The organism is Paraburkholderia sediminicola, from assembly GCF_046030555.1.
Taxonomy (GTDB): Bacteria; Pseudomonadota; Gammaproteobacteria; order Burkholderiales; family Burkholderiaceae; genus Paraburkholderia; species Paraburkholderia sediminicola_E.
This window is the reverse complement of record NZ_JAQQCH010000013.1, coordinates 41,386-65,655: the sequence shown is the minus strand read 5'-3', so window position 1 is coordinate 65,655 and position 24,270 is coordinate 41,386. Positions and strand designations below refer to the sequence as shown.

Genomic DNA, 24,270 nt, shown 5'->3' with positions numbered 1-24,270 from the left:
ATGGTGTCTCGTCGAAATTTTCTCAGCGGCTCCGGGGCCGCGCTGCTGGGGGCGGCACTCGTCAGTAAGGCCGGCGCCGCGTCACTGCCTGAGGCGCCCACGATGGCCACGGCCACGATGCAGGCACCGCTTGCGCCGCCGAATGGCCGGACGTATACGCCCGTCGCCACGTTGAACGGCTGGTCGCTGCCGTGGCGTATGAAGAATGGGTGGAAGGAATTCCACCTGATTGCTGAGCCTGTGGTGCGCGAAATGGCGCCGGGCATGAACGCGAATCTTTGGGGCTATAACGGTCAGGCGCCGGGGCCGACCATCGAGGCGGTCGAAGGCGACAAGGTTCGCATCTTCGTGACGAACAAGCTGCCCGAGCACACCACGGTTCACTGGCACGGCATGCTTCTGCCGTGCGGTATGGATGGCGTCGGCGGTCTCACGCAGCCGCACATTCCGCCGGGCAAGACCTTTGTCTACGAGTTCCAGTTGGAGAAGCACGGCACTTTCATGTATCACCCGCACGCCGACGAAATGGTGCAAATGGCAATGGGAATGATGGGCACATTCATTGTTCATCCGAAAGACCCGAACGTCATGCGGGTGGATCGTGACTTCGTGTTCATCATGTCCGCGTATGACATCGACCCAGGCAGTTTCACGCCGCGCGTGAACGAGATGACTGACTTCAACATGTGGACGTGGAATGCGCGCGTTTTTCCAGGCATCGATTCTTTGCCGGTACGGGCTGGCGATCGCGTGCGCATCCGCGTCGGCAATCTGACGATGACCAATCATCCGATCCATCTGCACGGCTATCACTTCGAAGTGGTCGGCACGGACGGCGGATGGATCCCGCCTTCCGCCCGCTGGCCCGAGGTGACCGCGGATGTCGCCGTCGGCCAGATGCGTGCCATCGAATTCACGGCGAACCGTCCTGGCGACTGGGCGTTTCATTGCCACAAGTCCCACCACACCATGAACGCAATGGGTCATCAGGTACCGAACCTGATCGGTGTGCCGCAGAAGGACCTGGTGAAACGGATCAACAGGCTGGTGCCGGACTACATGGCGATGGGCAGCACAGGCGGCTCAATGGGCGAGATGGAGATGCCACTGCCCGACAACACGTTGCCAATGATGACCGGCACCGGCCCATTCGGCCCGCTGGAAATGGGCGGCATGTTCACCGTCGTGAAGGTTCGAGAGGGGTTGGGGCGCAAGGACTATCGCGACCCGGGCTGGTTCAAGCACCCCAAAGGGACCGTTGCCTACGAATACACCGGCGAGTTGCCGGACAGCCGATTTCGATTCCGCCGGACACATTACCCGGCTCGTTCTTGTCGTTTAACTACTGGAGAAAGCGTGATGAAAAAGTTGTTTGTATCGATTGCGGTTGGCTGTGCATTGGCAATTTCGGCATCGGCCTATGCGGCTGGCGAAATGGGCAACATGGATATGAGCGGCAGCAGTGCCAAGCCTGCAGGTGAAAAGGCTGGCATGTCGTATGGGGAAATCAAGAAAGTCGACGCCGCAGCCGGAAAGCTGACCATCAAGCACGGTCCGCTGGAAAACCTGGGCATGGACGCCATGACGATGGTGTTCAAGGTCAAAGACCCGGCAGTGATTTCGCAGGTCAAGGTCGGCGACAAGATTGGTTTCGTGGCCGAAGAAGTTGACGGCGCACTGACGGTGACGAAGCTGCAGAAGAAGTAAGGATTCTCGGGGTGTTGCCATCAATCGCAGGCAACGCCCAGATTGACTATTCAGGATGCGCAAGAACATGAAAACATCTACTCGCAAGCAGCTCACGGGACTGGCTACGGCGGCCGCCATCGCACTGGTGCCGGCTGCCGCGTTCGCACACGGCAAGCTCGAAAACGCCATTCCTGCGGCCGGTAGCACCCTCGATGCAGCACCGGACGCACTGCGGCTTACTTTCAACGAAGACCTTGAGTCCACTTTCAGCACGGTGAAAGTGTCCGATGCAAACGGCGCCGCCGTGACCAGGGAAAAGGCCAGGGTCGACGCTTCTAACCCGCGCGTGCTGGCGATAGCTCTCCCGAAGCTGTCGTCCGGCTCCTACTCCGTGCAGTGGTCTGTCATGACACATGATGCCCATAAGACCAAGGGCACGTACACCTTCCAGGTGAAGTGATGAACGACGGTCTCCTTGGCATGCTGCGGCTGGCTTTCGTTGCGCTGCAAAACCTTAGCTTTGCGGTTGCCGTAGGCGTACTGCTCAGTGACCGGTGGCTCGCACGCCGAGCATCGTCGTGGCAGGCGAGCGTGAGCCAGCGGCTTGTTAGCGCCTTGCGTATCGCGTCGGTCGGCGCGCTGCTGTCCAGTACGTTTGCGTTCTGGATTCATTGTGCGTTGATGAGCGAGTCCACACTTCCCGAGGCGGGACCCGCTGTCCTCTCGATGCTGGTGGAGACTGGCTTTGGTCACGCATGGCTGGTTGGTGCTGGGCTGATGCTATGCGTGGTCATTCTTTCTTTTATCCAGGCCGGGAAATCAATCAGGTTCTCTCCGGCCATCTGGTTGGCCCTGGCCGGTGTCGCGTTGGCGCGCAGCAATGGAGGACATCCAGTCGATGCTGGCTTGTTCAGCCTGCCGGTGTGGGCGGACTGGGTACATCTGCTCGCCATCAGCGCGTGGGTGGGGCTTGTGCTGGTTACGACGTACGTTGTCGCGCCACGTTTTTTCAACGCTACGGGTAGCGACCGCGTAAATAGCGCTGCGTATATCCAGTCCTTGTCGGACGCCGCAACGCTTGCGCTGGTTATTCTGTTTGCCACAGGCGCCTATAACGGCTGGCGCGGTGTCAGGTCGCCAGGCGACCTTCTGGAATCGGGCTACGGACAGATTCTGTCGTTGAAACTCGCGCTGGTGGTCGTGGCCGCAGCCCTCGGAGGGCACAACCGCTTCTTCGAGATGCCGAAGCTGCTCGCATCGTTGAAGAATGCCTCCTCGACGTCACCCGTGAAGCCTCTAAAGCGCTTTGCCGCCGTGTTGCATATCGAATCGGCGGTAATGGCTGGGGTACTGGTCGCCGCTGCGGTACTCGTCTCCAGTCCACTACCTGGTACGTCGTAGTCTGTTCGGTACCGTTTGCCTTTCACGTCCACGCAGATGGCCCACCGCCACAGGGTCAATAAAGGCTGAATCCTGCCTCGATTGACTTCAGGCTAAGGTCATCTTTTACGGGACCCGACAGCACGTCGGGTCCTTTTTTTATTTCCCCTGCGTCTTTGGCGGAATTCGTGTTTGTGACTCCCGATCTGAATCAAACATGCATGGTTCTGAGCATGTCGTTCGGATGGCTAAAAAGTCATTTCCACGTCACGGCTCGTTCAGACGCGACTCTCCAGAATGGAAACCGTTCGGAATCAACTCTTATCGATTCCGCATCGCTCTGGAGGAGTATATGAAGCTCGAAACTATCGCCGCCGCGCTCATCGCTGCAATGCTCGCCACGTCCGCACTTGCCGATGCCGACCACGATTACCCTAAATCTAGCGCTTCGACCACGTTACCGTCCGCGAGCAGCGCTAGTCAGTCGACGTCCGATGCGACGGCTCCGACCATCCAGCCCCAGTAGCAAGGAAAAACCAGAGAGCAGGTAGCGCAGGAGTTGGTTCAGGCGAGACGCGATGGTCTGGTCCCTGCTGGTCATGCCGATTATCCGCCAAGTCAGGTGACGATTGAGCGCAATCGGGCGCGCATGAAGAGCAACTCTCCGACATGAGCCAATCAGCAGTAAAGCAATTATTCCGATAACGGCGACGTCGCGTGTGGGTTTGGCGACGCGCATACCGGTCAGCCTCAACTGAGAACGCAGTGATAATCTCTCTGGTACTACGAAGATGCAAACGCCATCAATAATCTGTGTACGCATCATCGCAATGGTGGTGGTGGCGGCTGTCGCCGTCCTCGCGGGCTGCACGAGTTCCGCTGTGCCGATTCAGGCGGCCGGCGCTAGCGACCCGGCCCCCGATTCACGCTCGGGCAAATCGCCGCAACTGCCGAAGTCCTATCCCTGTCAGAACCTGCACGTGAAAACACTGAACTGTCCACCGAGATAACGTCTGGGCATAAATCTTGGCACGACAGAAACTCAATGAGGAAATTTGATTTTTGCGTCTGTCGCTCTCGGAGCTATCACTGCTACGCCGGCGTTCGCTGGCAATCACATGGCTGCTATGAACATGTCCATGTATTGTCGGGCTCGACGATTTCGTCCAGTTCCATGTTGACCGACGCCGCGGTCAAGAAAGTGGCCCCGGCCACTGCCATGCTCGCGCTGAAGCACGGAGCATTGGAGAACCCGGGTTGTCGCCGATGACCATGGCGTTCAAGGCAAAGGACGCTGGCCGCGGTCAAGCAGGTTCACGAGGGCAACCAAGGTCAAGGTTCGTGTCGAAGGCGTCGCTTGGACGCTGACCATCGAGAAGCTGGAAAAGCAATCTCAGTGAGGCTCTGATACTGTACTTGCAGGCTCACCGCTCGTGGTGAGCCTGTAGTCCGGCTTGAATGGATAGAGGCCAGCGATGCGAACGACATCAATCGCCGCCCAGCGAGGCATTTTCTGTCTGAAGGATACGCTTAGCCGCGTGTGGCGCGTCGCGTTCGGTTTGCTGTTCGTACTGATGTCTCTGCCCGCCTACGCGGTGAACGAATCTGACCTGCTACCCGTCAATGAAGCCTTCCCATTGACGGTCAGCGTCAGCGGGCCACAACAGGTAACGCTCGACTTCGGCACGAAACCTGGCTACTACCTGTACCAGGACCGTTTCAGCTTCGCGGTGGATGGTGTGCCCGTTAAGCCGGACCAGATGCCGCCCGCAGAATCGAAAAACGACCCGACATTCGGCATGGTCGAGGTCTATCACCGGCCTGTGCAAATTTACATTCCACTGCCCCGCGCCGTCACGGCGAGCACCGTGCTGTCCGTCACGTCGCAGGGGTGCGCGGACCTCGGCGTCTGCTACCCGCCGTTAACCCGAAGCTACCGCATAGCTGCTAACGGCGTCGTCACCCCCATTGGGCACGAAGGGAACGCAACGGCCGGTGCGACCGAGTTTCCAGTTGTCGGTGAAAACCGGAGCCCCACTGTTTTCGGCTTGAATCTGCGACCGGCGAATGGCCTTGGGGTGCCCGAACTGCTGGGCTTCCTGCTTGCCGGTCTGTTGATGGCGGGCACGGTTTGTATGTATCCCCTCATTCCCATTGTGACCGCTGTTATCGGCGGAGGTCGGCAACGGCCAACTGTGTGGCGCGGCTTCGCGCTGTCGGTCGCTTATGTGCAGGGACTTGCGGTTACCTACGCGGTCGCCGGCACCATTGCGGCACTCATCGGCATCCCGTTGGTGGCTGTAACGCAAAAGCCCTGGGTGCTGGCCGGCTTTGGTTTGCTCATGGTTGTCCTCGCGCTCGGCATGTTCGGCCTGTTCAGACTGCAGTTGCCAACGGGCTGGCAGACCCGGCTTACCGAGTGGAGCAATCGCCTGCCCGGCGGCCGGATTGTCCCAGTGTTCGTGATGGGTATGCTCTCCGCACTGATTGTCGGTCCATGCTCGACACCCGCGCTGGCGGGTGCGCTGCTGTATATCGCCAACAGTCGCGACGTCGTCGGTGGAGCGCTGGCCTTGTACGTGATGGGCATCGGAATAGGCATTCCGCTACTGCTCGTCTGCACGTTCGGCGCGCATGTGCTACCCAGGTCCGGTCACTGGATGGTTGTCGTTCAGAACACGCTAGGCGTCATGCTGCTTGCAGCAGCATTGTGGTTCGTCTATTCGCTACTGCCGGATTTGCTGCTGATGGCATTGGTCGCTTTGCTGCTAGCCGCTTGCGCCATGATGCTGCGCGCCATCGACCCGCTGCCGCCGAACGCGCACTGTGTGCTTCGCGTGGGCAAAGCAATCGGTGTACTGCTGCTGGTCGCCGCGATTGCCGAACTGGTCGGCGTTGCATCGGGGAATTTTGACGTTCTTCAACCATTGCGCGGTGTTACGCGGGGGGCACAGACTGAGACGGTCAGTGCCGCGCGTTTTGAGCCAATAGGGTCGACTGCCGAGCTCGACCGGGCGCTTGAATCGGCACGCGGCCAGCCCGTCATGGTGGATTTCTACGCTGACTGGTGTATCAGCTGCAAGGAACTGGAGCGATTTACCTTTACCGACGCACGCGTGGAGAGCGAGTTCGCCCACTGGAAACTGCTGCGTATTGATGTGACGAAGAACACACCCGAAGACGTTGAGATGTTGAGGCACTTTGGGCTTTTCGGGCCACCGGCTTTGATTTTCTATGACCGTAATGGCCATCAGCAGGTCGACGCACGGTTGGTCGGTTTTGTTGGTGCTGACGCGTTCCTCGCGCATCTAAAGCGTTGGGGCCAGTAACCCACGGGGTAGCGCGCGAGCGTCACGAGGTCCTTTGGCGATGCGGCGCGGACCGCCTATACTGAAATGATGAAATTCTGGGCCAAACTCGTTGCCTGCCTGCTTATCGCGTGGCTGCCGCTGCTCGGCTACCCCGCGCAGGTGGCGTTTTGCCCGGAGATGTTATCGCCGACAATGCAGCCGCAAATGAAGGCGCCGCATACACCGGGCATGGCGTCGTGCGCACAAGATACAAGAGCGCACGTAATGGGTTCCCAGCCCGCATGTCACGGCAGCCTGAGCGGTCTCGCCTGCGGCATGGCTGTTATACCCACGACGTACAAGACTGCAGTTGTGACTTCCTCGCCCGTCTACCAGGCCACCAACCTCATTCTCATGCCTCAGTTCATCCCCGAACTGCCAGCGCCTCCGCCTCGCTCCCTGTAGTTCCCTCGTCGACGAGTCTCGAACGGCCCCGCGTCGTTGCGCACGCACGTGTGTCGCAAACGCTGGGCGCATCGGGTCGCGCCTCGACAACGGTTTCTCAGTGACACGATTTAACCGAATCCGGAGAGATATATGAACGCGAAATCACTATTGACTACATCCCTGTTGGCACTCTCGTTGGGGACGAGCACTGTCGCCATGGCTGCCGGTGGGACCGGCAATGACGCGAGTCACCCACCGCAAACGCGAGAACACGGCTCCAGCATGATGGGCGGTATGGGAATGGGAGGGATGGGTGGCGGCATGATGGGCAGTTGTCCAATGATGGGCAGCAATATGAACATGGACCCGAAGACCGCGATGCGCATGCATGGGGAAATGATGAAGGCGATGGGCGACATCATGCTCAAGTACTCGGACCAGGCAGGTGCGTCTCCATCGAAGTGACGCGGATTTCTTCCCGATACCACTACCCAATCTAATTCCAGAAAGGAAACACTCATGAAATGCAACACAAAGACGATGGTGACGACTGCACTTGCGCTCGCACTTGTTATCGCTCTTGGATATTGGGCGCTCCCTCAGTTCAGAGAGTCTCTCGCACCCTTCATCCTGGTGGCCTGCATGCTGGTGTGTCCGCTTTCGATGCTGCTCATGATGCGGGCTACGAAGTCCAGTACCGACGAGCAGGACGTGCAGAGTGAAGCGGTGACAGGTCCCAAATCGTGACCTGATTCATCACGTCACGTTGAAGTCACGCGGAGCAGCCCGATATCGCTGCCCATCATGCTGCTCCGCGACTTATACGAAGGAGGCAGTCATGTTCGAGAGCGCTCGAATGCTCAACGTCGTCATTGTCATTTTCGCCGTCATTGGTCTCGTCGCTGTGCTCGGTATCGTCGGCATGGCTGTGATGCACGTAAGCATGATGCACGGTATGCATTCTTGCAGTGAGGTGATGCGTTTGTGGCGATAGCCGCTGGCCTGAGAAATAAGGAGAGTTGCAATGAAACATCGGATAGGTAAAGAAGAAGAGCATCAGGCGCGCGCGACCAGTTCCCCGGTGCTCGCTTCTGCCAGCTGGCGCCTCGTGGCGCTGCTGTTCGCGCTGGTTCTCGCGATACCTGCGGCTGTTGTTCTGGTGCCGTTCTTTGCACGGCACCCGTTACTCAGTTCCGCAACCGTGAAAGTAAGTCCGCAGGAGCAGGTTCATTCGGAAACTGCGTGGCATGTGGGGGTGTTGCGTCCCGATGGGTTGCGCATCATATCCAGTGGCCGGTCGGATGCGTCACACGTCCTGAACCCGAATCAATTTGCTGATAAGGATGTCAGGCATTCCTACTGGGTTGCGACGCAGATTCCTGCGACGCTCAACAAGCTCTATTGCTGGTGCGGTTGTGAAAATCGCGGCATACATCGCTCCAATCTTCAATGCTTCGAAGACAAGATGGCAGTGACATGCGCGGTTTGCCAGGGTACGGCAGAGATAGCCTGGCAGATGACACAAGCCGGAGTTCAGGACGCGGGCAAGATTCAAGCTGCCGTGGACGTGAAGTGGGGACCAAACGGATAGCGGGATTCAGTTTCCCCAACAATCAACCGCTGAGGAGGACGACATGGAACTGAAATGCGTTGTTGCCATTGTCAGGCTCGATGTAGTGGAAGGACTGGAACGAAAGCTGGGCGCCATTCACATCCATGGTGTGACCGTTACCAAAGTGCGGGGTTTCGGCGTACATCCGAATTACTTTGCCGACGATTGGACGACGGAGCACGTCAAGATTGAAGTCTTTACGCAGCCGGAAAACGTCGACGCTCTCGTAAAGACCATTATGGATATCGCACGTGTCGGCGCAGGTGGAGACGGGGTCGTTGCGGTGATTCCGGTGGAGAAATTCTTCCGCGTTCGCAGTCAGGCGGAAGCGACACCGTGACTCGATGGCGGACATCGGTTCGCCGCCGTGTGACGCTGACCTTAACATTGCGGCAAATTCTAGGAACACAGTATGTGGCCGGTTGGCAGGCCAGACAGAGGTGGCTGAGAAGGATATTGGTGCAGCGGCGAAAGCAACGCAGCCGTGTCAGAGCTGTGGCTGCTTATAGCGACGGCGGCAGGCTTCTTCCGACGGTGAGGCAATCTCGACATCCCGCGAGATGCTGCTCCAACGCAGGTAGCAACAAGTAGGCAGTTTGCGGAAATAGACCCGGCAAGCGCATCCTTGAAGTTTGTCGCGTCCGAGGTCCGCTAATCGACAGCACTAAATGCATGGTGTTTAGGCGTTTCGATGAACTGAAGTCAACCGCAAGAGATGAAGACGGGGCGGCGGCGCTGATTCAAGTCGTGTCCTTTGCATTGGCCTAGGCTTTTACGCTGGCCATCCGTTGAACACAGTACGGCGGCGTAGTTGCGCCTGTACAGTCATATGGGAAGTGCTTTCAGTCGTTTGTGTATGGAGGTCGGCTGATGAGTGATAGTCAAACCATTAAGAAAACAGGTTGGTTCCCTTCCACGACGAAGCCTGCGCGGAAAGGCCTTTACGAGACCCACTGGTTGATCGAGTCGCATTCCGTATTGCGCTACTGGGATGGAAAAGCATGGCATGTAGATGGCCAGGTTTCTAGCAGGCAGGACTACACATGGCGCGGCCTTGCTCGCCTTGGCCGAGAATATCCCGCCGACTGCGTCGACGAGCATAGCGCCGAACGTCGCCTGATTCCGCACGAAGTCGTGAGCAAAATCGTGGACGGCGCAAGTCCGTCTAGAGCATGGCGCGAGCACCTCGGGCTGAAGCAGGTTGAAGTCGCTGCGCGCATGAGTATCAGTCAACCAGCCTACTCGTACTTGGAAGCAAAAGAGCGGCTGCGCGGGTCTTCGCGCGAAAAGATTGCGGCCGCACTCGGTATCACGGCGGGCCAACTCGACTTCTGACCGGACCGGGCGATTGCTACCCTCGGCGGGTGCCTCGTCCTCTAAATCGCCGACCCCGGCTGCGAGTCGCTGAGGCTCCGCCACGGTCGGACTGTGGGATTGACCTGCTGTCAGATAGTAAAATCCCCGGACGACAACGACAAACCGCGCGGGGCAGACGCTAGACAGGGTGGCGGACCTCCGAGCGCATGGGCTCAGTGAAATGAACAAGAAACTTGCCGGCACATCCGCAGCCGTTGCGATACTCGCGGCGTGCAGTAGCGTTGGACCGGGGTTCGCTAATCACCCTGCGGATTGTGCAATGGGTATCGCCTGGGCGGACTGTCTGCCGGGAACAAGGGGGTATGCAAACGGGGGCGGTAGCGTACATCGGAAAGAAGCGGCTGACGCTGCAAAGGCGCAAAACGATGCGATAGCAGCGCGGTATGAAGCAGTACGCAAGCAGTGTGAGGCCGATATGGTCGCGCGCGACCTAGACCGTTTACGTGACAAGATTCAATTGGGTCGCAAGCTCGACTCGCCGCCGCCGTTTCAATACGCGTCGCTTGATTCGTTTCCGACTGCAGTCGAGCGGCCACTCATTGCAAAGTGGGCAACGCTACGCGACGCATGCATCGAGCGCGAGCGCGCCGTCAATCCGATACCGCCGAATGCTACTCCGCTCGACGAGGCGTTCATCAGGCAGGAAATGGCTTTTGGGTCTGAGGCAGAGGCCAAAGTCAGCGGACTCGTCGTTAGCCTGTACCAGCAAAAGCTCACGTATGGGGAGTTTGCACAGCGCCGGTATGCGATTGGAAAGGCGGCGGTCGATGCTGGTCGACAATATCGGGAAGCGCGAATGCTGGAGGACCAGGAGCGTCAGCTACAGGCCCAGCAGTTTGCCAGCCAACGGTTTGCCAACAGCATGAATGCATGGGCCAACTATATGCCGGCGGTCAACGCGCGCCAGCCGCAGACTGTCCACCTGACCAGTTCGAGCGTCCACTGTGCGTCGACAAGCCTTGGTAACACGGTCAACACGAACTGCAACTAAGCGGGCTAACGGGTGGCAGCACGGGGGTTCGCCGCGCATGACGCCGGCGGCAACTGTCTGCCATGAGCGCTCGCAATTATTGGCAACCGACGAATGGACCTTTGGATTCACCCCTGCGCGCGGTGCGCCGACCCCTACGGGAAGTCGGCGGCTGAGCCTCCGCACCAAGACCTCACCCCTAACGGCGCCGCCGGGGTGAATGGTGCGCGAGGAGAGGAGCATTACACCTGTGTTCGGTGCAGCGAGGCGTTTGCGCGAATTCTTGCCGGGCCGCCGACGCGGCAGATTTGGATGCTACTGAATGCCGGCCAGCATTAACGCAACGTGCTGAAACTCGTAAGAGCGCGAGTGTCCTCACGTCTGGATTTCTCCAAATCGAAAAGCAAGCTGTGATGGCTAGAGCTGGGACACTCGACAACGGGCAGCCGCCGCCGAGCATCTAGCCAAGGCTGGTCCTCAGGACTTGCGGTTCGATGCGTGCCAAATGTTTGAGTTATTTCGCCACAACGACCATCTTGGTCTCGGTTTGAATGTGGTCGCAACGTCCGACGATGCGTTGTTCGTGCGCACAGGCCATGCCCGCACTGACCATGGCTGGACGTAATGAGTTTGCCGTATCGCACGTACTTCTCAAGCAGGCGTGGTCGCTGTTGAACGCTACATGAAAGCAGTTGCTACAAGCAGGGGCTGCGTTGTGTTCAGAGCACGTTGTGCGCGCACCTAAGAAAGCAAACGTTGCCGTCATGCAGTGAGTCGGACTTTCAGTCGCTCCGCCAGCGGGGCACGGCTCGTCGTTGAATCTGCATGCGCTGAACGCAGCCATCAGACGAGTCGGTCCACATCAGTGGTGTCTGTATAGTGGCCCCGGAGTGGTAGGAGCGGAGGTGCGTTGTCCCCACTGCGCCGCACCGCTTGTGACTCCGCCCACGCCTTGAGTAGCGGCCTGCATTGGGGAATTTCCTGCCGCGACGCGTGCTTCGGCAGCCTGAATGTCGGCGGGATAGTTAGCGTTGTCGCGTTTTGCCGGATTGTAACCAGCCTTCTCCAACTGCACGAGTTCAGCACGCACCTGTGCCCGGGTGACCGTTGAGTTCGACTGCTGAGCAAAGCAGGATAGCGGTGTCGCCAGCACGGCAACCATAGCGACGGCTTGAAGTGATTTCATGATTCGTACCTCCACAGTAACTTCCGTTGCAAACAGCCCTGTTCACAGCCGGTAAGTGCAGGATAAGGTATGCATGCTTAAGCCGAGATTATGCGAGTCTCAGATGCTGGCGACGGCGTTAGTGCCGCAGACTGCGCAATCTTATGCGCTTGACTGCGTCGCACAGAGCGGCTTTGCATGGGTCGTCTCGGCAGTGGGATATGCCGGTACGCCAGACGTTGCCCCTGGCCCCCGGTGGATTACGTGCGGGATGCTGCGGCGGTCGCTGCGTCGGTGATGGAACGGCGTGAATTGACTTCCGGATTTCGGGCGAGACTATTTCCAATTTGGCACACTGGGGCGCCGTTTGCCGCTCTGGGATGTCACCTGTGCGAATGACACTACCTCCTCGAAGGGTTCTGCGAGCACTTGGTACGCCGGGCTGCTTACGCCAGAAACCAGCCATTGCCGCATGGGTTCCCGGTCACATGGTTGGAATTGGGAGCAGCAGGAGGTCTCCAGTAGCGCGGTTGCGCGATTCTCTGGCAGCCTGAGCACTACCTGGTTGTCGTAGATGCCGGCGACCGTCGTTGTGACTAGAACGAAACCCGGACACCAAAACATTGGGTGCTCCAGCACGCAGCGAGGCGAGCAGGTCGCTGTGGTCCTAATTTGATCCCTGCATCGCATGTCCTCAGCAAATCCGATAGCGCAATGTCTGTGTTGCCTCGCATCCGTGTCATGCACCTTCGATAAACTGAAAATTTGCGATGCCTCCCATGATTGCTGAGCGACATACCGACATACCAATCCACCAATGGCGACCGGTCGATTGCGAGGAGTATCAGTTAGCGTTGAGAGCCAGCACCGCGCCGACACTGTGGCGACAGAAGCTTTCATCAAAGTCCCTGGAATGTACGCGATCGCGGGGTTCGTCGTTCTGATCTCGGTAGCAGTGCGCCATTTTCGAAGTGCTACGCAGGTGAAAGACCGTCAACGTCTACCGCGGCGAATCGCCTTCCCTTAGAAGATGGGCAAACAGTAGCTCGACCTCGCTTATCTCGAACTTGGCGACAAACGTTGTGGAGGTGCCCGCCGACATCTATGCGGTCTTACGAGTGCGAATATCCCACAACAGCTCAGAGGCCGGAAACTTGAGATTGCTGCGCTCTATTGCCGGCAGGTGTAGCATCCGCCGGGGCGGGAGGGTCTGCGGTCTGCATAAAAAACGCCGCCGGGTTCTCCGGCGGCTCAACAGGGGGGCAACAGGGGGGCAGCAGGGTTGATATTCGCAGGCGAGAATTAAGCCAGCCTTAAACGAGCCCACGGCAGATTGGTTTTTTGGGGACTCCCAGTTTCTGGTCCCCGTCCTCGAGCGGCAAGCAAAATGTGACGTGCGGAGACGCGGACGAAGCTACCGACGACGTGCTCGACACGAGTGTTCATACTGCCTCGCGTCAGCTCAATGTCTCTGGCCGGGGAACGCATTTCTCGAATCTATCTGTCAACGGGACTCGTGGCGCGCCGCACAATCTCTGACTCCCGGCACTGACTGTGGCAGAAACATCGACGTCAAAAGCATAGCTAACTACCGGTCAGTGATGAGAATAGAGCGGGTGCTTTACGCCCATCTTCGATGTAGCTGTTTGCGTGGAGCCACCGACAGCCGATCCATATTCAGACATGTCGAATGCCGTTGCAGCCTTTTCGGACGTGGGAACTGTCTTGGGATATTGGGAATTCGATTGATGCACCATGCCCTCGCGCTCAGCGGTTATGAGTTGGGCACGCACTTCCGCGCGCGTCAGGGGCCCGTTCGTTTGCTGGGCGAAGGACACCGCCGGCATGGCGACGGATCCAGCGATGATGATGGCAGACATGAGCACTTTCATTTCATGTTTCTCCATAAATTATCAGATGCGGCCGAAAGACGTGTCATTGTCTGTGTAACTAACTTGCGTTCGTAAAGCCCGGAGCATGACAAACATTTGTGTGGAGCACCGAACAGTTTCATCTGGAGATCGATCCGACGGAACCATTACCTTTCGGGGTGCGTTGTCGGTCGTCTGTAGTTGACGGAAACGCGACATATCATTTTTGACGTGAACCCCGTTTTTGGTTGGCGTCAACGGTTCATGCGATGCTTGTAGCCACAATAGGCAGTTTTCCTTAACTTATCCTTAACGCGGACTGGGCGCTGCAGTATGCGGATACCCCGCACGCTATCGAATCGATAGTGCATGCGACGCGCTGTTCTGGCCGCATGGGCTTCTGCAGCAGCACAAGTCCCGCGTTGCATTGAAACCGAAGTCAGCATGGAGGTTGAGATGCAAAACCGCTGCGCAATTGGTTTGGCGTGTGGGTTACTTGTTGCGAGCGTTGATGCGCAGACATTCTGCGGCCAGCAAATTGAAACGAATGCCGCTGTCGGAATCGCGGAATCGCGTGCTATCACGCTCAAGGCCCATCCGGGAAGCAGCGCGGATGAGAAGCTGGAAAAGGAGGCTCGGGGCAGCGGACTTCGATAGTTCTTCGATATTCGCGCGAGACAGGCGACCCATGAGGTCTGTATCGACGCTCGCGGTGGCGTGGCTCTGGAAAACTAACTGGAAGGGCCCAATCCGGACTAACGCATTATCGTCGTCCGCAATGGCTGAGCGTCGCCGCTCTTTACGTGCAGACTAATACGCGCGAACCCGCGATTCCCCACGCTTGCAACGAAAACCTCTTCCGGCCCACCGCAGCAAGGCTACTCGCAGTTGTATCTGACGGAGCGAGGCGCGATTCCGTGCCTGAGCGTCCTATATCAGGCTGGCTGTCGAATCCCTGCCAATTTTTGCGTTCAGGAGTGGTTGGGCGGATAGATGCATCTGTCCTCCCCGACGTCCGCATAAGAAATCCTTAAGCTCGCGTGGTGCACACTCTTCAGCGGAGGAGACCACGCATGCGCTTACTAATAGTCGAAGACGACGCCATGATCGCCGAGAGCGTTCTTGACGCATTGAGGGGCCTCGGCCATGCCGTCGATTGGGCAGAAGACGGGAGAGCAGGGGAACTGGCACTCGGAAACGACGTTTATGACCTTGTCCTGCTGGACCTGGGTCTGCCGAAGCAGGACGGCCTAAGCGTTCTGAGAGGCTATCGCGCCAGATGCGGAAGCGCCGCGGTCATCATCATGACTGCGCAGGACGCTGTGACCGACCGAATCTCGGGGCTGGACGCTGGTGCGGATGACTATCTCATCAAGCCGTTTGATTTGAATGAGCTGGCGGCTCGGGTGCGTGCTCTACTGCGACGACGCGCCGGAAAATCGCGCCCCGTGTATGTTCATGGCGCGCTCACACTGGATGAGGTCGCGCATGAGGTCACGCTTCGTGGCGCAACCATCTCATTGGTCTCCCGCGAATTCAGTTTATTGCGCGCGCTTATCGAAGAGCCGGGCAAGGTATATAGCAAAGCAGAGTTGGAGGAGAAACTCTATGGTTGGAACGAAGAGGTAGAGAGCAATACCATCGAGGTGCACGTTCACAATTTAAGAAAAAAGCTGGGCGCCGAACAGATTGTAACCATTCGAGGCATCGGCTATCGACTGGCAGGAACAGCATGAGGTCGGTGCGAACACAACTCCTGGTTGGCCTGATTCTGGGGCTCGGCGCAATGAGCGCTGTTGCGGGATACGGCATCTTCCGAAGCGCGCTGGAAGAGGCGAACGAGCTTTTTGACTATGAACTGCGTTCCGTCGCCATCTCTTTGCCGCAGTCGGTGGCCGATACAGAATTGGCGAATAAACAGTCCAGCGATTTCGAGGGATTACAGGATGACCGCGTCGTCATCGAGATTTGGGATGCGTCGAATCTTCTGACCTATGAATCCCTCCCAAGCGCAAAGCTGCCACGCCAGCGCGCGGGATTTCAGTCCATCGTAGTGGGTGGGCGTCACTATCGAGTTTTCGGTTTGCAGCAGGCCTCGCGTTTTGTTCAGGTTGGACAACCCATGTCCGTCCGTGACGAGTCGGCATTGACACAGGCGTCGAGGACACTTTGGCCATTATTGGCGATTCTGCCACTCGAAATCGCCCTGGTCCTGCTGGTTGTGAAGCGGGCGTTGCGGCCTGTCACTATCATCTCCAGGTCCTTGGCCGCTCGTTCGATTGAAACGTTGGCACCCATCGATATGGCCAATGCCATACCGACGGAAATCGAGCCGCTGGTTGAGGCATTGAATGACCTACTGGTACGTCTCGACAGGGCATTGCATGCGCAGCGCGTTTTCGTTGCGGACGCCGCACATGAACTTCGAACTCCGTTGACGGCGCTGAAGCTCCAGATTCAGTTTGCACGACGGGACCACGCGAAACTGAACGACGGGGACCTGCTTCGCAAACTGGAAGACAGGGTGAATCGCGCAATCCATCTCGTCCAGCAGTTGCTGACGCTTGCCCGGGAAGACGCCGAGACGAGCGCGCGCGCTGGCGTGGCCGACCTTCGGCGCGTAGCCACACAGGTAGTCGGGGAACTATCCGTTCTTGCAGAACACAAGGGAATTGACCTTGGTCTGGAACGAGTCGGCGTTGCGGCAATGGAAAGCTCGACCATCGTGGTTGGAGATGAGACTTCCCTTACCACGATGGTCACGAATCTCGTGGACAATGCAATTCGGTACACCTCATCTGGCGGCCAGATCGATGTCCGCCTTTGCGCGAACAATGATCATGTAACGCTGGAGGTAGTCGACAACGGACCCGGCATACCGGAAACCGACCTTGAACGCGTGTTAGACCGGTTCTATCGTGCGGGAAATGCTACCGGGCAGGGCAGCGGGCTGGGGCTAGCCATCGCAGCAAAGGTCGCGGCGAAGCATCGCGCCGCGTTTTCCGTGCGCAATCGAACGGATGGGCAAGGACTGAAGGTCTCTGTAAGCGGATTGCGCCGTGCTCCTGCCGACAGCACTGCTGCTGGGACGCGCCCATCAAGTGCGCAACTCGAACCGAGTTGACGCACGTACGCATGAACGCTGGAACGACAGATGCCGGGCTCGTCCGGTGTTTGTCTGCCGTAACCAAGGCCCGATTTGCCAGTTATGCCGCCCCCTTCCTGTCACTGCGAAGCCATCCGCGTTTGTTCTCGCGTCATATCGACTCAAGTCTTTCGCCGCAGACTGCCCCCGTAGGTATCGAACTCGTCGGTTCATACGGTCGGTACGGTTTTAAAGGCTCGAGCGTTCGTCGGGCAGTCAACGGAGAGAGTCGAATGAAAGCCGGTCGCCTGTGCATCTATTAAACGACAGCGGCATTGCCTGTAACTTCGTTGCAAACGCAGGTCCGCCATGAGCTACACCAGAAAGGGTACATTTCCGCGATGGGAAGCCTGCAACGTGCATTGTCAATTGACATGGGCCTAAAATCTTCGCCTTGAGGCGCAATACCCACATTAACGACCGCGCGGAAATTGATGCCATCGTCCGCTTACGCAGAATTCCAACGCAAAAGATCAGGTATCCTGACCCGTTCACTGCGCCGAGAGAAGCGTGCTCGTGACCGATGCGGTGCCTAGGGTTAGCAGTTCCGGACAACGGCGCATTTCCGGGTAGTCAACGCTCGCTACTGGCGGCTACATGCGACGTGCCTTTCTGACCAGTGCCGAAAGGCGCGACCCCTCAGTGCGTTTCGTCGTTGCATAAGCTGTTCTTAAGGAGAGAATGCTAAGTTTCGTCGAGACAGGACGGTAACAGAATTCCGTTCCTGACGTTCGAGACACCCGCATGTCGGACTGTTTCGATTGTGCGACCACGCAGGTGGTTACCACCGCTGGCGACGTTCGGCTGAGTCACGTTTCGAGCCGAAGGAGCTATGCCATGACCACCTTTCTCGGGCCCGGAAGCGATTCCGGGCCTTCTTTTTCGTACTAGGCGCTTCGGCGTTGTAGCCTATGTCTAAACGCAGGCATACGCTAGTACGGTTGCGAGCGCTATCGTACGCGTCGAGTTCGATGAACTGACGTCCGTGAGCATCGGCGCGTTCGTGGAGTCTGGTTCGAGCGGGCAGATTTTCCGATCCCGATACGATACTGCAGGCAACTGCGGACTATGTCGCCGGCCGCCTCGGCCGAGGAATGAACATGTCGGAAAGGTATAATTTGAGAAGATTTGATGTCGACCTCAATCTGCTCTCAAGCCGGTTGCTCGAAATGGGCGGCCTTGTGGAGTCACAGATTGCGCTCGCTATGGAGACAATGAACACGTTCGATTTACCACTTGTTGAGCAGGTCCTCGAGGGCGAACGTCGGCTCAATGAAATGGAAATAGAAATCGACGAGGAAGTTTGCAACATCATCGCTCGCCGACAGCCCGCCGCACGTGACCTGCGACTCCTGATGGCTACGTCGAAGTGCATCACGAACCTTGAGCGTGCAGGTGACGAGGCCCGGAAGATTGCGAAGCGGACGTGCCACATTGCTATGGAAACCAACGCACGCAGCATCAATATCTCTGAAATCAAGGTTTCCGGCGAAATGGCTTTACACATTCTTCGCAGGGCTCTGGATGCATTTGCACGGATGGATACCGTTGCAGCAGCACAGGTTATCAAAGATGACGAAGCCATCGACAAAGAGTTTCGAGCCTTCGCGCGCAAACTCGTGACGTACATGAGGGAAGATCCTCGGACAATCTCGACTGGACTGCATTACCTGTTTATCGCGAAGGCCATCGAGCGTATTGGTGACCACGCGACCAATATCGCCGAGTCGGTTGTCTATGTGGTTAGCGGCACCGACGTTCGCCATGTGCACCGAGACCAGCTTGGTCACGATGCCTCTGGCAGATGAGGCTTGGCAGAAGAGGAGACTTGCGTCAGTTCTTGATTGGCGAAGTATCTGGAATACATCTGTACAACGTGCGCGAATCGAATTCGCATGTCGCGCGCAGACTCGTAACGACATCACCCCACCTGGTCCGGCGCACGTTCGCCTCTATATTCTTCTAGAAAACGCTCCATCGGCGCAATCCTGCGCCAATAGCAGGAGCACACAGGGTCAGCAAACAAAACCCTGCTCCCGCGTAAAACGTCGCGCTCGCTCCGAATCGCGCCCACAGTACGCCTGCGACGAAACTTGCGACCAAGATCACGAGACCGGTCATTAGGTTGAACAACCACTAACGCGCTATCAAGGATAGCCTTGGTCACAGTGCTGTCCCTGTTCCGCGCGGCCACAATTCGACGACAGATGATCTATAACAATATGGTATCGCGGCGTCGACGGGCAGCGTGCTGTCCGCGCAGTCGGCCCCGAAGTCGGCAGTTTATCCCTGGAGGTTTAGCGAATACAGCCTGATGAATCCATGCTTTGCCTGTTCGAATCTCGATTTAGCCAGGTGTCGGAGGAAACCATGAAGTACGAGCACGGCGGCTGGGTCATTGACGCAACCCCGGAATTTTCGCTTGGACAGTTCTTCGCACATGCGCGAATCATCCGGGCCTCGCCTGACGATGATGCGGACGCTGAAATGCACATCGAGCGCAATCTTGCCTGGTTCGATAACGAAGGCGAGGCGATCGAGGTTGCGCGCCAATGGGCGATTGAGTGGATCGACGCGCGCGACGATAACCTCGCCAGCACGAAGGCGGATTCATCGACGCGGCAGGACGATATTCCGGCGAAGGCGCCGGCCAGATGAATGTCCAAATACACGATCCTGATGCCGGACGACCGGCGCTGTAGTAATTCCGCAACGTCTGCGTCTGCGTCTGCGATGGCACAGGCCCACTCTACGGCAGACGCGGCAATGCGGCCTCTCGCGAATACTTAGACGAGATACCTGATTGCGTCAGAAACGCGGACGTGTAGGATGGAATCAACGTCAGCGCCCCTCGCGCGACGTGTGTGTTTCAAGCCGCAGCAATGTCTGCGGCTTTTTTTATGCATCCGGAATCTCTCCGGCATTTGCGCGAGCCATCCGGCGGCGCTAACTTCGACGGCACAAAAGGCCGGCGCAGACTCACCGAAGCGAAAACGGTGGCTTCGGGCGTCGCCGACCGTCGATATGGGCTTTTGCGTATTCAATGGCAAACCTGCATGCCGCGCTCTCGGATGCGAAGTAACCAAGAATGCCAAATGTTTCGCGTTTGCCGTTCCGGTGCGTGACTATCGCTGCTGCTGCGTAGCCTGGGATGGACACCGGGGCGAGAGGCATAATTGTCGATGCCTTGTATTCCACGGGATCAGCGTGCATGGCATGTCGCTCCTTGTCGTCGTTCGGCGAACTCACTGTGACGCCTCAATTGTTCTATCCTAGGACAATTGAGCGGCGATCTAAAGGTGCAGGGCCTAACCGGCTGCGGCGGGGCGGCTGCTGATGTCGCCACGCCCTGGAAGGTCGCCCAGCTGGCGGCGCTTGCAACCGGAGCAGGTCATCGAGCAATGTGGTCGCAACCAGCCTCTCGGCTATGACTGCGCGCATTGCGACCATCGTCTCGGTAGTATCGTGCGCCGATTCTACCTGCGACGCCGGTCGTCGATAAGTCTCGCTGCCAATGATGTCAGAGAGGTTGCGACGATGACTTTCGCGCCCGCCCGATGGCTTAAGCTTGCCTTAAGCTCCTTCAGGCGATTTCAAGTAATAATGCGCGCCTCAAGTCATATCCGATCTTCATTCACACCTTCAGCATCGCTGGAAGGCCACGCATATGGTCCACCTCCTCTCAGGTTCTAGCTCACTCGGATGCTAGACCTTTCAAGCCGGCCTCGTGCCGGCTCTTTTTTCGCGCTTCGGTTGTTCCCGACGATGTGTCTCACATGGCGATGGGTCATTCTTCCGTCTTCTTAAGCTTCCCTTCAGCACCTTGACGTAAATTAAATGCAGACTGGGCGCAGTTACCTGGTTCCTACAATTGCTGCGGTGCGTTTTCGCGTAAATAGAAACTGAGAGACCTGATGCCTCTGGTAAAAACTGGCGGCGAAGCCATGGCGAATACTCGAGCAGCTTATGCGCTCGAATTGGCACGAGGTTGCTCACACATCAGCAGCACGCTGAATGCTGACACGCGCAAACACGCAATCGCCGAAGTGCTCGGCGAGTTTCGCGATCTGTATGGGGATCGGGAACTCGTCCTGTTTCAAAAACTGCTTATCGAAGATCTGCAGCGACGAGGCAAACGGGACGCAGCCTCGGCAGTGGCCTATTTCAAATTCATCAGCTAGTGAGTATGGCTGAACTTCGGACTTCGGTTATCGGCGACAGTCGACGCACAAGAGACAGGCACATCACTCGCAAAGTGGCTGTTCATCAACCTCCCGGATGCTTTAGCCGAATTTCGTTTGTTGCCCGGGACAGTTTGCGAAGAAAATCGACGATAGACGATTCCACGATGTTTTCATGGGTCGTTCAACTGCGCGTTGCGCAATACACTCTCAACTGAGGACCGTGAGAGGTTCGAAGACCGATCTGAGATGTCGATGCACAGAAGTATTCGGAAGCATTGCTGCTGATGCCAATGACCAGATCCCCAATGACCGTGACGCGGTGACGACGAGCAGCGAGAAGAGACCTGTCGCGCCATTGATACCTTGATGCGACTAAATCCCCCATGGGGGTTTAGTCGCACAAGCCTTATGGAAGCGCCGGGTGTTATAACTCAGGCCTATCATAGGAATCGCGCTCAGCGTGCTGCAGCCCCTTGGAGGGTGTGTACTTGCTTTGCAACGAACGTTCCAGTGAACGCAGGCTTTTGGTCTGATCCGCGGATCCGGCTGGTGTCATCGGCGCTCATGCAACCGATCGTCTGCGGATGCGAAGCCCATGTGGACGCCAACACCCGTCAGGTAGCCCGTGTTAGAAATTGTGCATCGAAGGGTGCCCAGTGTCTGGCGTGAAGACATTCCAGTTGCCGTTATCGTGACGAAAAAAGTAGATTGTGTGCGCCGCCTACGATCGTGAGAATTCGATGTGCACGTAGCGCCTCGATCGTGCATGACCTTGTCGGAGGACCAAAATGGGATGCGCTGCCGTACGTCCCGCTGATTTGTCGATGGCCGCACGCAATGACATTCTGACGTCGGTCAATCGACAGCTCAGGGGTCGATCAATGCTTCGCGCTATGCACGGGTCGTCCTTCACGCCCCGCTGAAAACCGGTCGCAGCGCCGATGGTCCCCCCAGGAAGACACAAGGAAAAGTGCTTTCACCACTAGCCGGACCGAGGAACCTGCTACCAAGGTGCCCGGCACTTCCAACGCCTCCGAGATAGACCGGAAAGTCGCCCCTTGTAGAAGCTACGATGTCACCAAGAGTGGACGCGCATTGCCCGAACGCATGCCCTCAACATCAGACCACCAAGACGGACATACACAAGAGCCGCAAATAGCCATCGCTCCATTTCGGTATCTTTCATCGCTGCTTCCACAAATGACGCTAGTTGCAGTCCTGCACCATGCAGTGATCCCGACGCTACGCGACACATCGCCGGAAAATAGCACCGTCCACCCACCGTTTCTCCGCTGCTGCCGTGTGGTTAGTAAACCTCTGGCGACGCATATGGGGTGATGCCGCACGTTAGATACGGGGGCTTTCTGAATGATTGAAGCGGATTGTAGAAACCGGACACCTTCTGCAAGCTTTAGGTGCCGCTGCGAAGTCATCGCTGCTAACCCCGCTACTCACCCGCAGCCGCGACGACGGGTGCGGCACTGTCACGTCGAAGTGTTAGCGGCGAAATAGGGAAGCGCGCGCGCCTCTGAAGCACAGATCCCACGCATCAAGCGGTGCATCGGCGCAAAGTGCTGACACAAAAACTCGAGTCACAGAAGCGTAAAGGCGTTGTCATCGCCAACATCGCTAACTGCGGAAATCATTCGTCCGACCCTTCCCAACAGAGCCATACGACTCGATGTCAGTCGACGCCCGTACGATGGCTCATTGAGGTTGCCTGACTCGGGAGTCATGCAGCAAGTCCGCTTCACGCCAGGAGACGGTAAGTCGCGGCGCCGCTGTTTGCCATCGGTTTCGATCCGCACTTTGAGCTTCTGACCTACCCGGAACTTGACAACCCGCGTCGCGCTGCAATGAGCGTTGTTTAGCCAGTTTTCGGACGGCGGCGAGGACGCAGTCGTTTGTTGCGCCCTTGAAAGTTATCGAAGCAGGTTATCGAAGCGGGAAGGGACGTTTTTGAATAGCAACCTGTCTGGTTCTCATGGAAATCCCGTATGAAAAACCCATCGCGGTGTAAGTCGGCAGAAGGATTCGTTCCCCTAGAATCGCCTCCATCGATGCAGACGGGCGGCATTCCGCCGCGCCGGACAATAATGGAGACTATCGATGACCCCTAGCTTTCGCACGTTGCGCCAGATCGCCATTGCTTCCAGCCTGCTGTTCGGCCTTGCGTCGCAGCACGCGACAGCCGCCGACAGCGGGAAGATCACGATCATGGTTGGCGGCATCACGAAACTGATCTACCTGCCCGCGCGCCTGACCGAACAGCTCGGCTATTTCAAGGACGAAGGGCTCGACGTCGAGCTTCTGTCGCAACCGGCCGGGGTTGATGCCGAAAACGAACTGCTGGCCGGCGCGGTCCAGGCTGTCGTCGGTTTCTATGACCATACGATCGATCTGCAAACCAAAGGCAAGGACGTCAAGGCGATCGTCGTGTTCGGCCAGGTGCCGGGCGAGGTCGAAATGGTGTCGACCAAGGCGGCTGACACGGTCAAATCAATGGCCGACGTGAAAGGCAAGACGCTTGGTGTGACTGGCCTCGGTTCTTCAACGAGCTTCCTTACGCAATACCTTGCCGGCCAGCACGGCATCCAGTCTACGGAATACACGATGCTGCCGGTGGGCGCTGACGCCAGCTTCATCGCCGCAATCAAGCAAGGTCGCATCGACGCCGGCATGACGACCGAGCCAACCGTGTCGGCATTGCAGAAGTCCGGCGATGCGAAGGTGCTCGTCGACATGCGCTCGGTCGAAGGCACGAAGGCGGCGTTGGGCGGCACCTATCCGGCGTCGAGCCTCTACGTCCAGGCGGCATGGGCCGATTCGCACAAGGCTGAAGCAACGAAGCTCGCGCACGCGTTCGTTCGCACGATGCAGTTCATCCACACGCATACCGCGGAAGAAATTGCAGCCAAGATGCCTGACGACTATCAGAAGGACAAACCGCTTTACGTGAGCGCGCTGAAGGCTTCGCTGCCGATGTACACGCCGGACGGCAAGATGCCCGCCGACGGACCGGCGACCGTGCTCAAGGTGTTGTCGGCGTTCAATCCGTCGGTCAAGGGCAAACATATCGAGCTGGCCAAAACCTACACCAACGAGTTCGTTGGCGCGAAATAAGTCAGCGCCTGCCGGTT

The 24,270-nt window shown here is 57.7% G+C and carries 20 protein-coding genes and 2 pseudogenes; 20 read left to right on the top strand and 2 right to left on the bottom strand.

Annotation, left to right across the window (positions count from 1 at the left end):
- The 14 genes and pseudogenes from PQQ52_RS19450 to PQQ52_RS19385 form a co-directional block, all read left to right on the top strand.
- A pseudogene (locus tag PQQ52_RS19450) lies at window positions 1-1,293 on the top strand (multicopper oxidase domain-containing protein); the annotation flags it as partial.
- Between the two features lie 66 nt (window positions 1,294-1,359).
- Entirely contained in the window at window positions 1,360-1,707 is a 348-nt protein-coding gene (locus PQQ52_RS19445; RefSeq protein WP_408214912.1) for a copper-binding protein, read from the top strand.
- A 67-nt stretch (window positions 1,708-1,774) separates the two neighbouring features.
- Window positions 1,775-2,149: a copper homeostasis periplasmic binding protein CopC gene (copC, locus tag PQQ52_RS19440; RefSeq protein WP_408214560.1), complete on the top strand. Its 375-nt coding sequence runs from the start codon at window positions 1,775-1,777 to the stop codon at window positions 2,147-2,149.
- Complete coding sequence (locus PQQ52_RS19435) at window positions 2,149-3,090, top strand: CopD family protein (RefSeq protein ID WP_408214557.1); 942 nt, start codon at window positions 2,149-2,151, stop codon at window positions 3,088-3,090. The genes copC and PQQ52_RS19435 overlap by 1 nt, the downstream gene beginning before the upstream one ends.
- 331 nt (window positions 3,091-3,421) lie before the next feature.
- Window positions 3,422-3,595 (top strand): hypothetical protein, encoded by a 174-nt coding sequence (locus tag PQQ52_RS19430; RefSeq protein ID WP_408214555.1) that lies wholly within the window; start codon window positions 3,422-3,424, stop codon window positions 3,593-3,595.
- Window positions 3,596-3,607: 12 nt separating this feature from the next.
- Window positions 3,608-3,742 (top strand): annotated as a pseudogene (locus PQQ52_RS19425) (DUF4148 domain-containing protein); the annotation flags it as partial.
- 886 nt (window positions 3,743-4,628) lie between these two features.
- Complete coding sequence (gene dsbD, locus PQQ52_RS19420) at window positions 4,629-6,398, top strand: protein-disulfide reductase DsbD (protein WP_408214552.1); 1,770 nt, start codon at window positions 4,629-4,631, stop codon at window positions 6,396-6,398.
- Between the two features lie 558 nt (window positions 6,399-6,956).
- The gene (locus PQQ52_RS19415) at window positions 6,957-7,271 is read left to right on the top strand and encodes a hypothetical protein (RefSeq protein WP_408214550.1); all 315 of its coding nucleotides are present in this window, start codon (window positions 6,957-6,959) and stop codon (window positions 7,269-7,271) included.
- Window positions 7,272-7,325: 54 nt separating this feature from the next.
- Window positions 7,326-7,553: a DUF2933 domain-containing protein gene (locus PQQ52_RS19410; RefSeq protein ID WP_408214548.1), complete on the top strand. Its 228-nt coding sequence runs from the start codon at window positions 7,326-7,328 to the stop codon at window positions 7,551-7,553.
- 91 nt (window positions 7,554-7,644) lie between these two features.
- Window positions 7,645-7,800: a hypothetical protein gene (locus PQQ52_RS19405; protein ID WP_408214546.1), complete on the top strand. Its 156-nt coding sequence runs from the start codon at window positions 7,645-7,647 to the stop codon at window positions 7,798-7,800.
- 30 nt (window positions 7,801-7,830) lie between these two features.
- The gene (locus tag PQQ52_RS19400; protein ID WP_408214543.1) at window positions 7,831-8,397 is read left to right on the top strand and encodes a PCYCGC motif-containing (lipo)protein; all 567 of its coding nucleotides are present in this window, start codon (window positions 7,831-7,833) and stop codon (window positions 8,395-8,397) included.
- A 43-nt stretch (window positions 8,398-8,440) separates the two neighbouring features.
- Entirely contained in the window at window positions 8,441-8,758 is a 318-nt protein-coding gene (locus tag PQQ52_RS19395) for a P-II family nitrogen regulator (protein ID WP_408214540.1), read from the top strand.
- Between the two features lie 530 nt (window positions 8,759-9,288).
- On the top strand, window positions 9,289-9,753 hold the full coding sequence (locus tag PQQ52_RS19390) for a helix-turn-helix domain-containing protein (RefSeq protein ID WP_408214537.1): 465 nt from the start codon (window positions 9,289-9,291) through the stop codon (window positions 9,751-9,753).
- A 301-nt stretch (window positions 9,754-10,054) separates the two neighbouring features.
- A complete protein-coding gene (locus tag PQQ52_RS19385; protein WP_408214535.1) occupies window positions 10,055-10,786 on the top strand; it encodes a hypothetical protein in 732 nt (243 codons plus the stop codon).
- Window positions 10,787-11,627: 841 nt separating this feature from the next.
- On the opposite strand, the gene PQQ52_RS19380 is transcribed toward PQQ52_RS19385, so the two are convergent.
- The gene (locus PQQ52_RS19380) at window positions 11,628-11,951 is read right to left on the bottom strand and encodes a DUF4148 domain-containing protein (RefSeq protein ID WP_408214532.1); all 324 of its coding nucleotides are present in this window, start codon (window positions 11,949-11,951) and stop codon (window positions 11,628-11,630) included.
- A gap of 1,574 nt (window positions 11,952-13,525) precedes the next feature.
- Window positions 13,526-13,822: a DUF4148 domain-containing protein gene (locus PQQ52_RS19375; protein WP_408214529.1), complete on the bottom strand. Its 297-nt coding sequence runs from the start codon at window positions 13,820-13,822 to the stop codon at window positions 13,526-13,528.
- Between the two features lie 1,052 nt (window positions 13,823-14,874).
- Here PQQ52_RS19375 and PQQ52_RS19370 point away from each other — a divergent pair.
- The 6 genes from PQQ52_RS19370 (at window position 14,875) to PQQ52_RS19345 (ending at window position 24,253) form a co-directional block, all read left to right on the top strand.
- The gene (locus PQQ52_RS19370; RefSeq protein WP_408214526.1) at window positions 14,875-15,537 is read left to right on the top strand and encodes a response regulator; all 663 of its coding nucleotides are present in this window, start codon (window positions 14,875-14,877) and stop codon (window positions 15,535-15,537) included.
- Window positions 15,534-16,925, top strand: coding sequence for an ATP-binding protein (locus PQQ52_RS19365; protein WP_408214523.1), 1,392 nt, complete (start codon window positions 15,534-15,536; stop codon window positions 16,923-16,925). Before PQQ52_RS19370 ends, PQQ52_RS19365 begins: the two co-directional genes overlap by 4 nt.
- A 1,121-nt stretch (window positions 16,926-18,046) precedes the next feature.
- Entirely contained in the window at window positions 18,047-18,754 is a 708-nt protein-coding gene (gene phoU, locus PQQ52_RS19360) for a phosphate signaling complex protein PhoU (RefSeq protein ID WP_408214521.1), read from the top strand.
- Between the two features lie 562 nt (window positions 18,755-19,316).
- Window positions 19,317-19,604 carry a hypothetical protein gene (locus PQQ52_RS19355; protein ID WP_408214518.1) on the top strand — a complete coding sequence of 96 codons (288 nt, stop codon included), beginning with the start codon at window positions 19,317-19,319 and terminating at the stop codon, window positions 19,602-19,604.
- A 1,286-nt stretch (window positions 19,605-20,890) separates the two neighbouring features.
- Window positions 20,891-21,127: a hypothetical protein gene (locus PQQ52_RS19350; RefSeq protein ID WP_408214515.1), complete on the top strand. Its 237-nt coding sequence runs from the start codon at window positions 20,891-20,893 to the stop codon at window positions 21,125-21,127.
- A 2,112-nt stretch (window positions 21,128-23,239) separates the two neighbouring features.
- Window positions 23,240-24,253, top strand: a complete 1,014-nt coding sequence (locus PQQ52_RS19345) for an ABC transporter substrate-binding protein (RefSeq protein ID WP_408214513.1) — start codon at window positions 23,240-23,242, stop codon at window positions 24,251-24,253.
- Window positions 24,254-24,270: the final 17 nt, after the last annotated feature.

Coding starts and splice junctions, on each gene's coding strand:
- PQQ52_RS19430 (WP_408214555.1), top strand. CDS start 3,422: ATGAAGCTCGAAACTATCGCCGCCGCGCTCATCGCTGCAATGCTCGCC.
- PQQ52_RS19365 (WP_408214523.1), top strand. CDS start 15,534: ATGAGGTCGGTGCGAACACAACTCCTGGTTGGCCTGATTCTGGGGCTC.
- PQQ52_RS19370 (WP_408214526.1), top strand. CDS start 14,875: ATGCGCTTACTAATAGTCGAAGACGACGCCATGATCGCCGAGAGCGTT.
- PQQ52_RS19375 (WP_408214529.1), bottom strand. CDS start 13,822: ATGAAAGTGCTCATGTCTGCCATCATCATCGCTGGATCCGTCGCCATG.
- PQQ52_RS19380 (WP_408214532.1), bottom strand. CDS start 11,951: ATGAAATCACTTCAAGCCGTCGCTATGGTTGCCGTGCTGGCGACACCG.
- PQQ52_RS19415 (WP_408214550.1), top strand. CDS start 6,957: ATGAACGCGAAATCACTATTGACTACATCCCTGTTGGCACTCTCGTTG.
- copC (WP_408214560.1), top strand. CDS start 1,775: ATGAAAACATCTACTCGCAAGCAGCTCACGGGACTGGCTACGGCGGCC.
- PQQ52_RS19350 (WP_408214515.1), top strand. CDS start 20,891: ATGGCGAATACTCGAGCAGCTTATGCGCTCGAATTGGCACGAGGTTGC.
- PQQ52_RS19410 (WP_408214548.1), top strand. CDS start 7,326: ATGAAATGCAACACAAAGACGATGGTGACGACTGCACTTGCGCTCGCA.
- PQQ52_RS19345 (WP_408214513.1), top strand. CDS start 23,240: ATGACCCCTAGCTTTCGCACGTTGCGCCAGATCGCCATTGCTTCCAGC.
- PQQ52_RS19355 (WP_408214518.1), top strand. CDS start 19,317: ATGAAGTACGAGCACGGCGGCTGGGTCATTGACGCAACCCCGGAATTT.
- PQQ52_RS19435 (WP_408214557.1), top strand. CDS start 2,149: ATGAACGACGGTCTCCTTGGCATGCTGCGGCTGGCTTTCGTTGCGCTG.
- PQQ52_RS19445 (WP_408214912.1), top strand. CDS start 1,360: ATGAAAAAGTTGTTTGTATCGATTGCGGTTGGCTGTGCATTGGCAATT.
- phoU (WP_408214521.1), top strand. CDS start 18,047: ATGTCGGAAAGGTATAATTTGAGAAGATTTGATGTCGACCTCAATCTG.
- PQQ52_RS19390 (WP_408214537.1), top strand. CDS start 9,289: ATGAGTGATAGTCAAACCATTAAGAAAACAGGTTGGTTCCCTTCCACG.
- PQQ52_RS19385 (WP_408214535.1), top strand. CDS start 10,055: ATGGGTATCGCCTGGGCGGACTGTCTGCCGGGAACAAGGGGGTATGCA.
- PQQ52_RS19405 (WP_408214546.1), top strand. CDS start 7,645: ATGTTCGAGAGCGCTCGAATGCTCAACGTCGTCATTGTCATTTTCGCC.
- PQQ52_RS19395 (WP_408214540.1), top strand. CDS start 8,441: ATGGAACTGAAATGCGTTGTTGCCATTGTCAGGCTCGATGTAGTGGAA.
- PQQ52_RS19400 (WP_408214543.1), top strand. CDS start 7,831: ATGAAACATCGGATAGGTAAAGAAGAAGAGCATCAGGCGCGCGCGACC.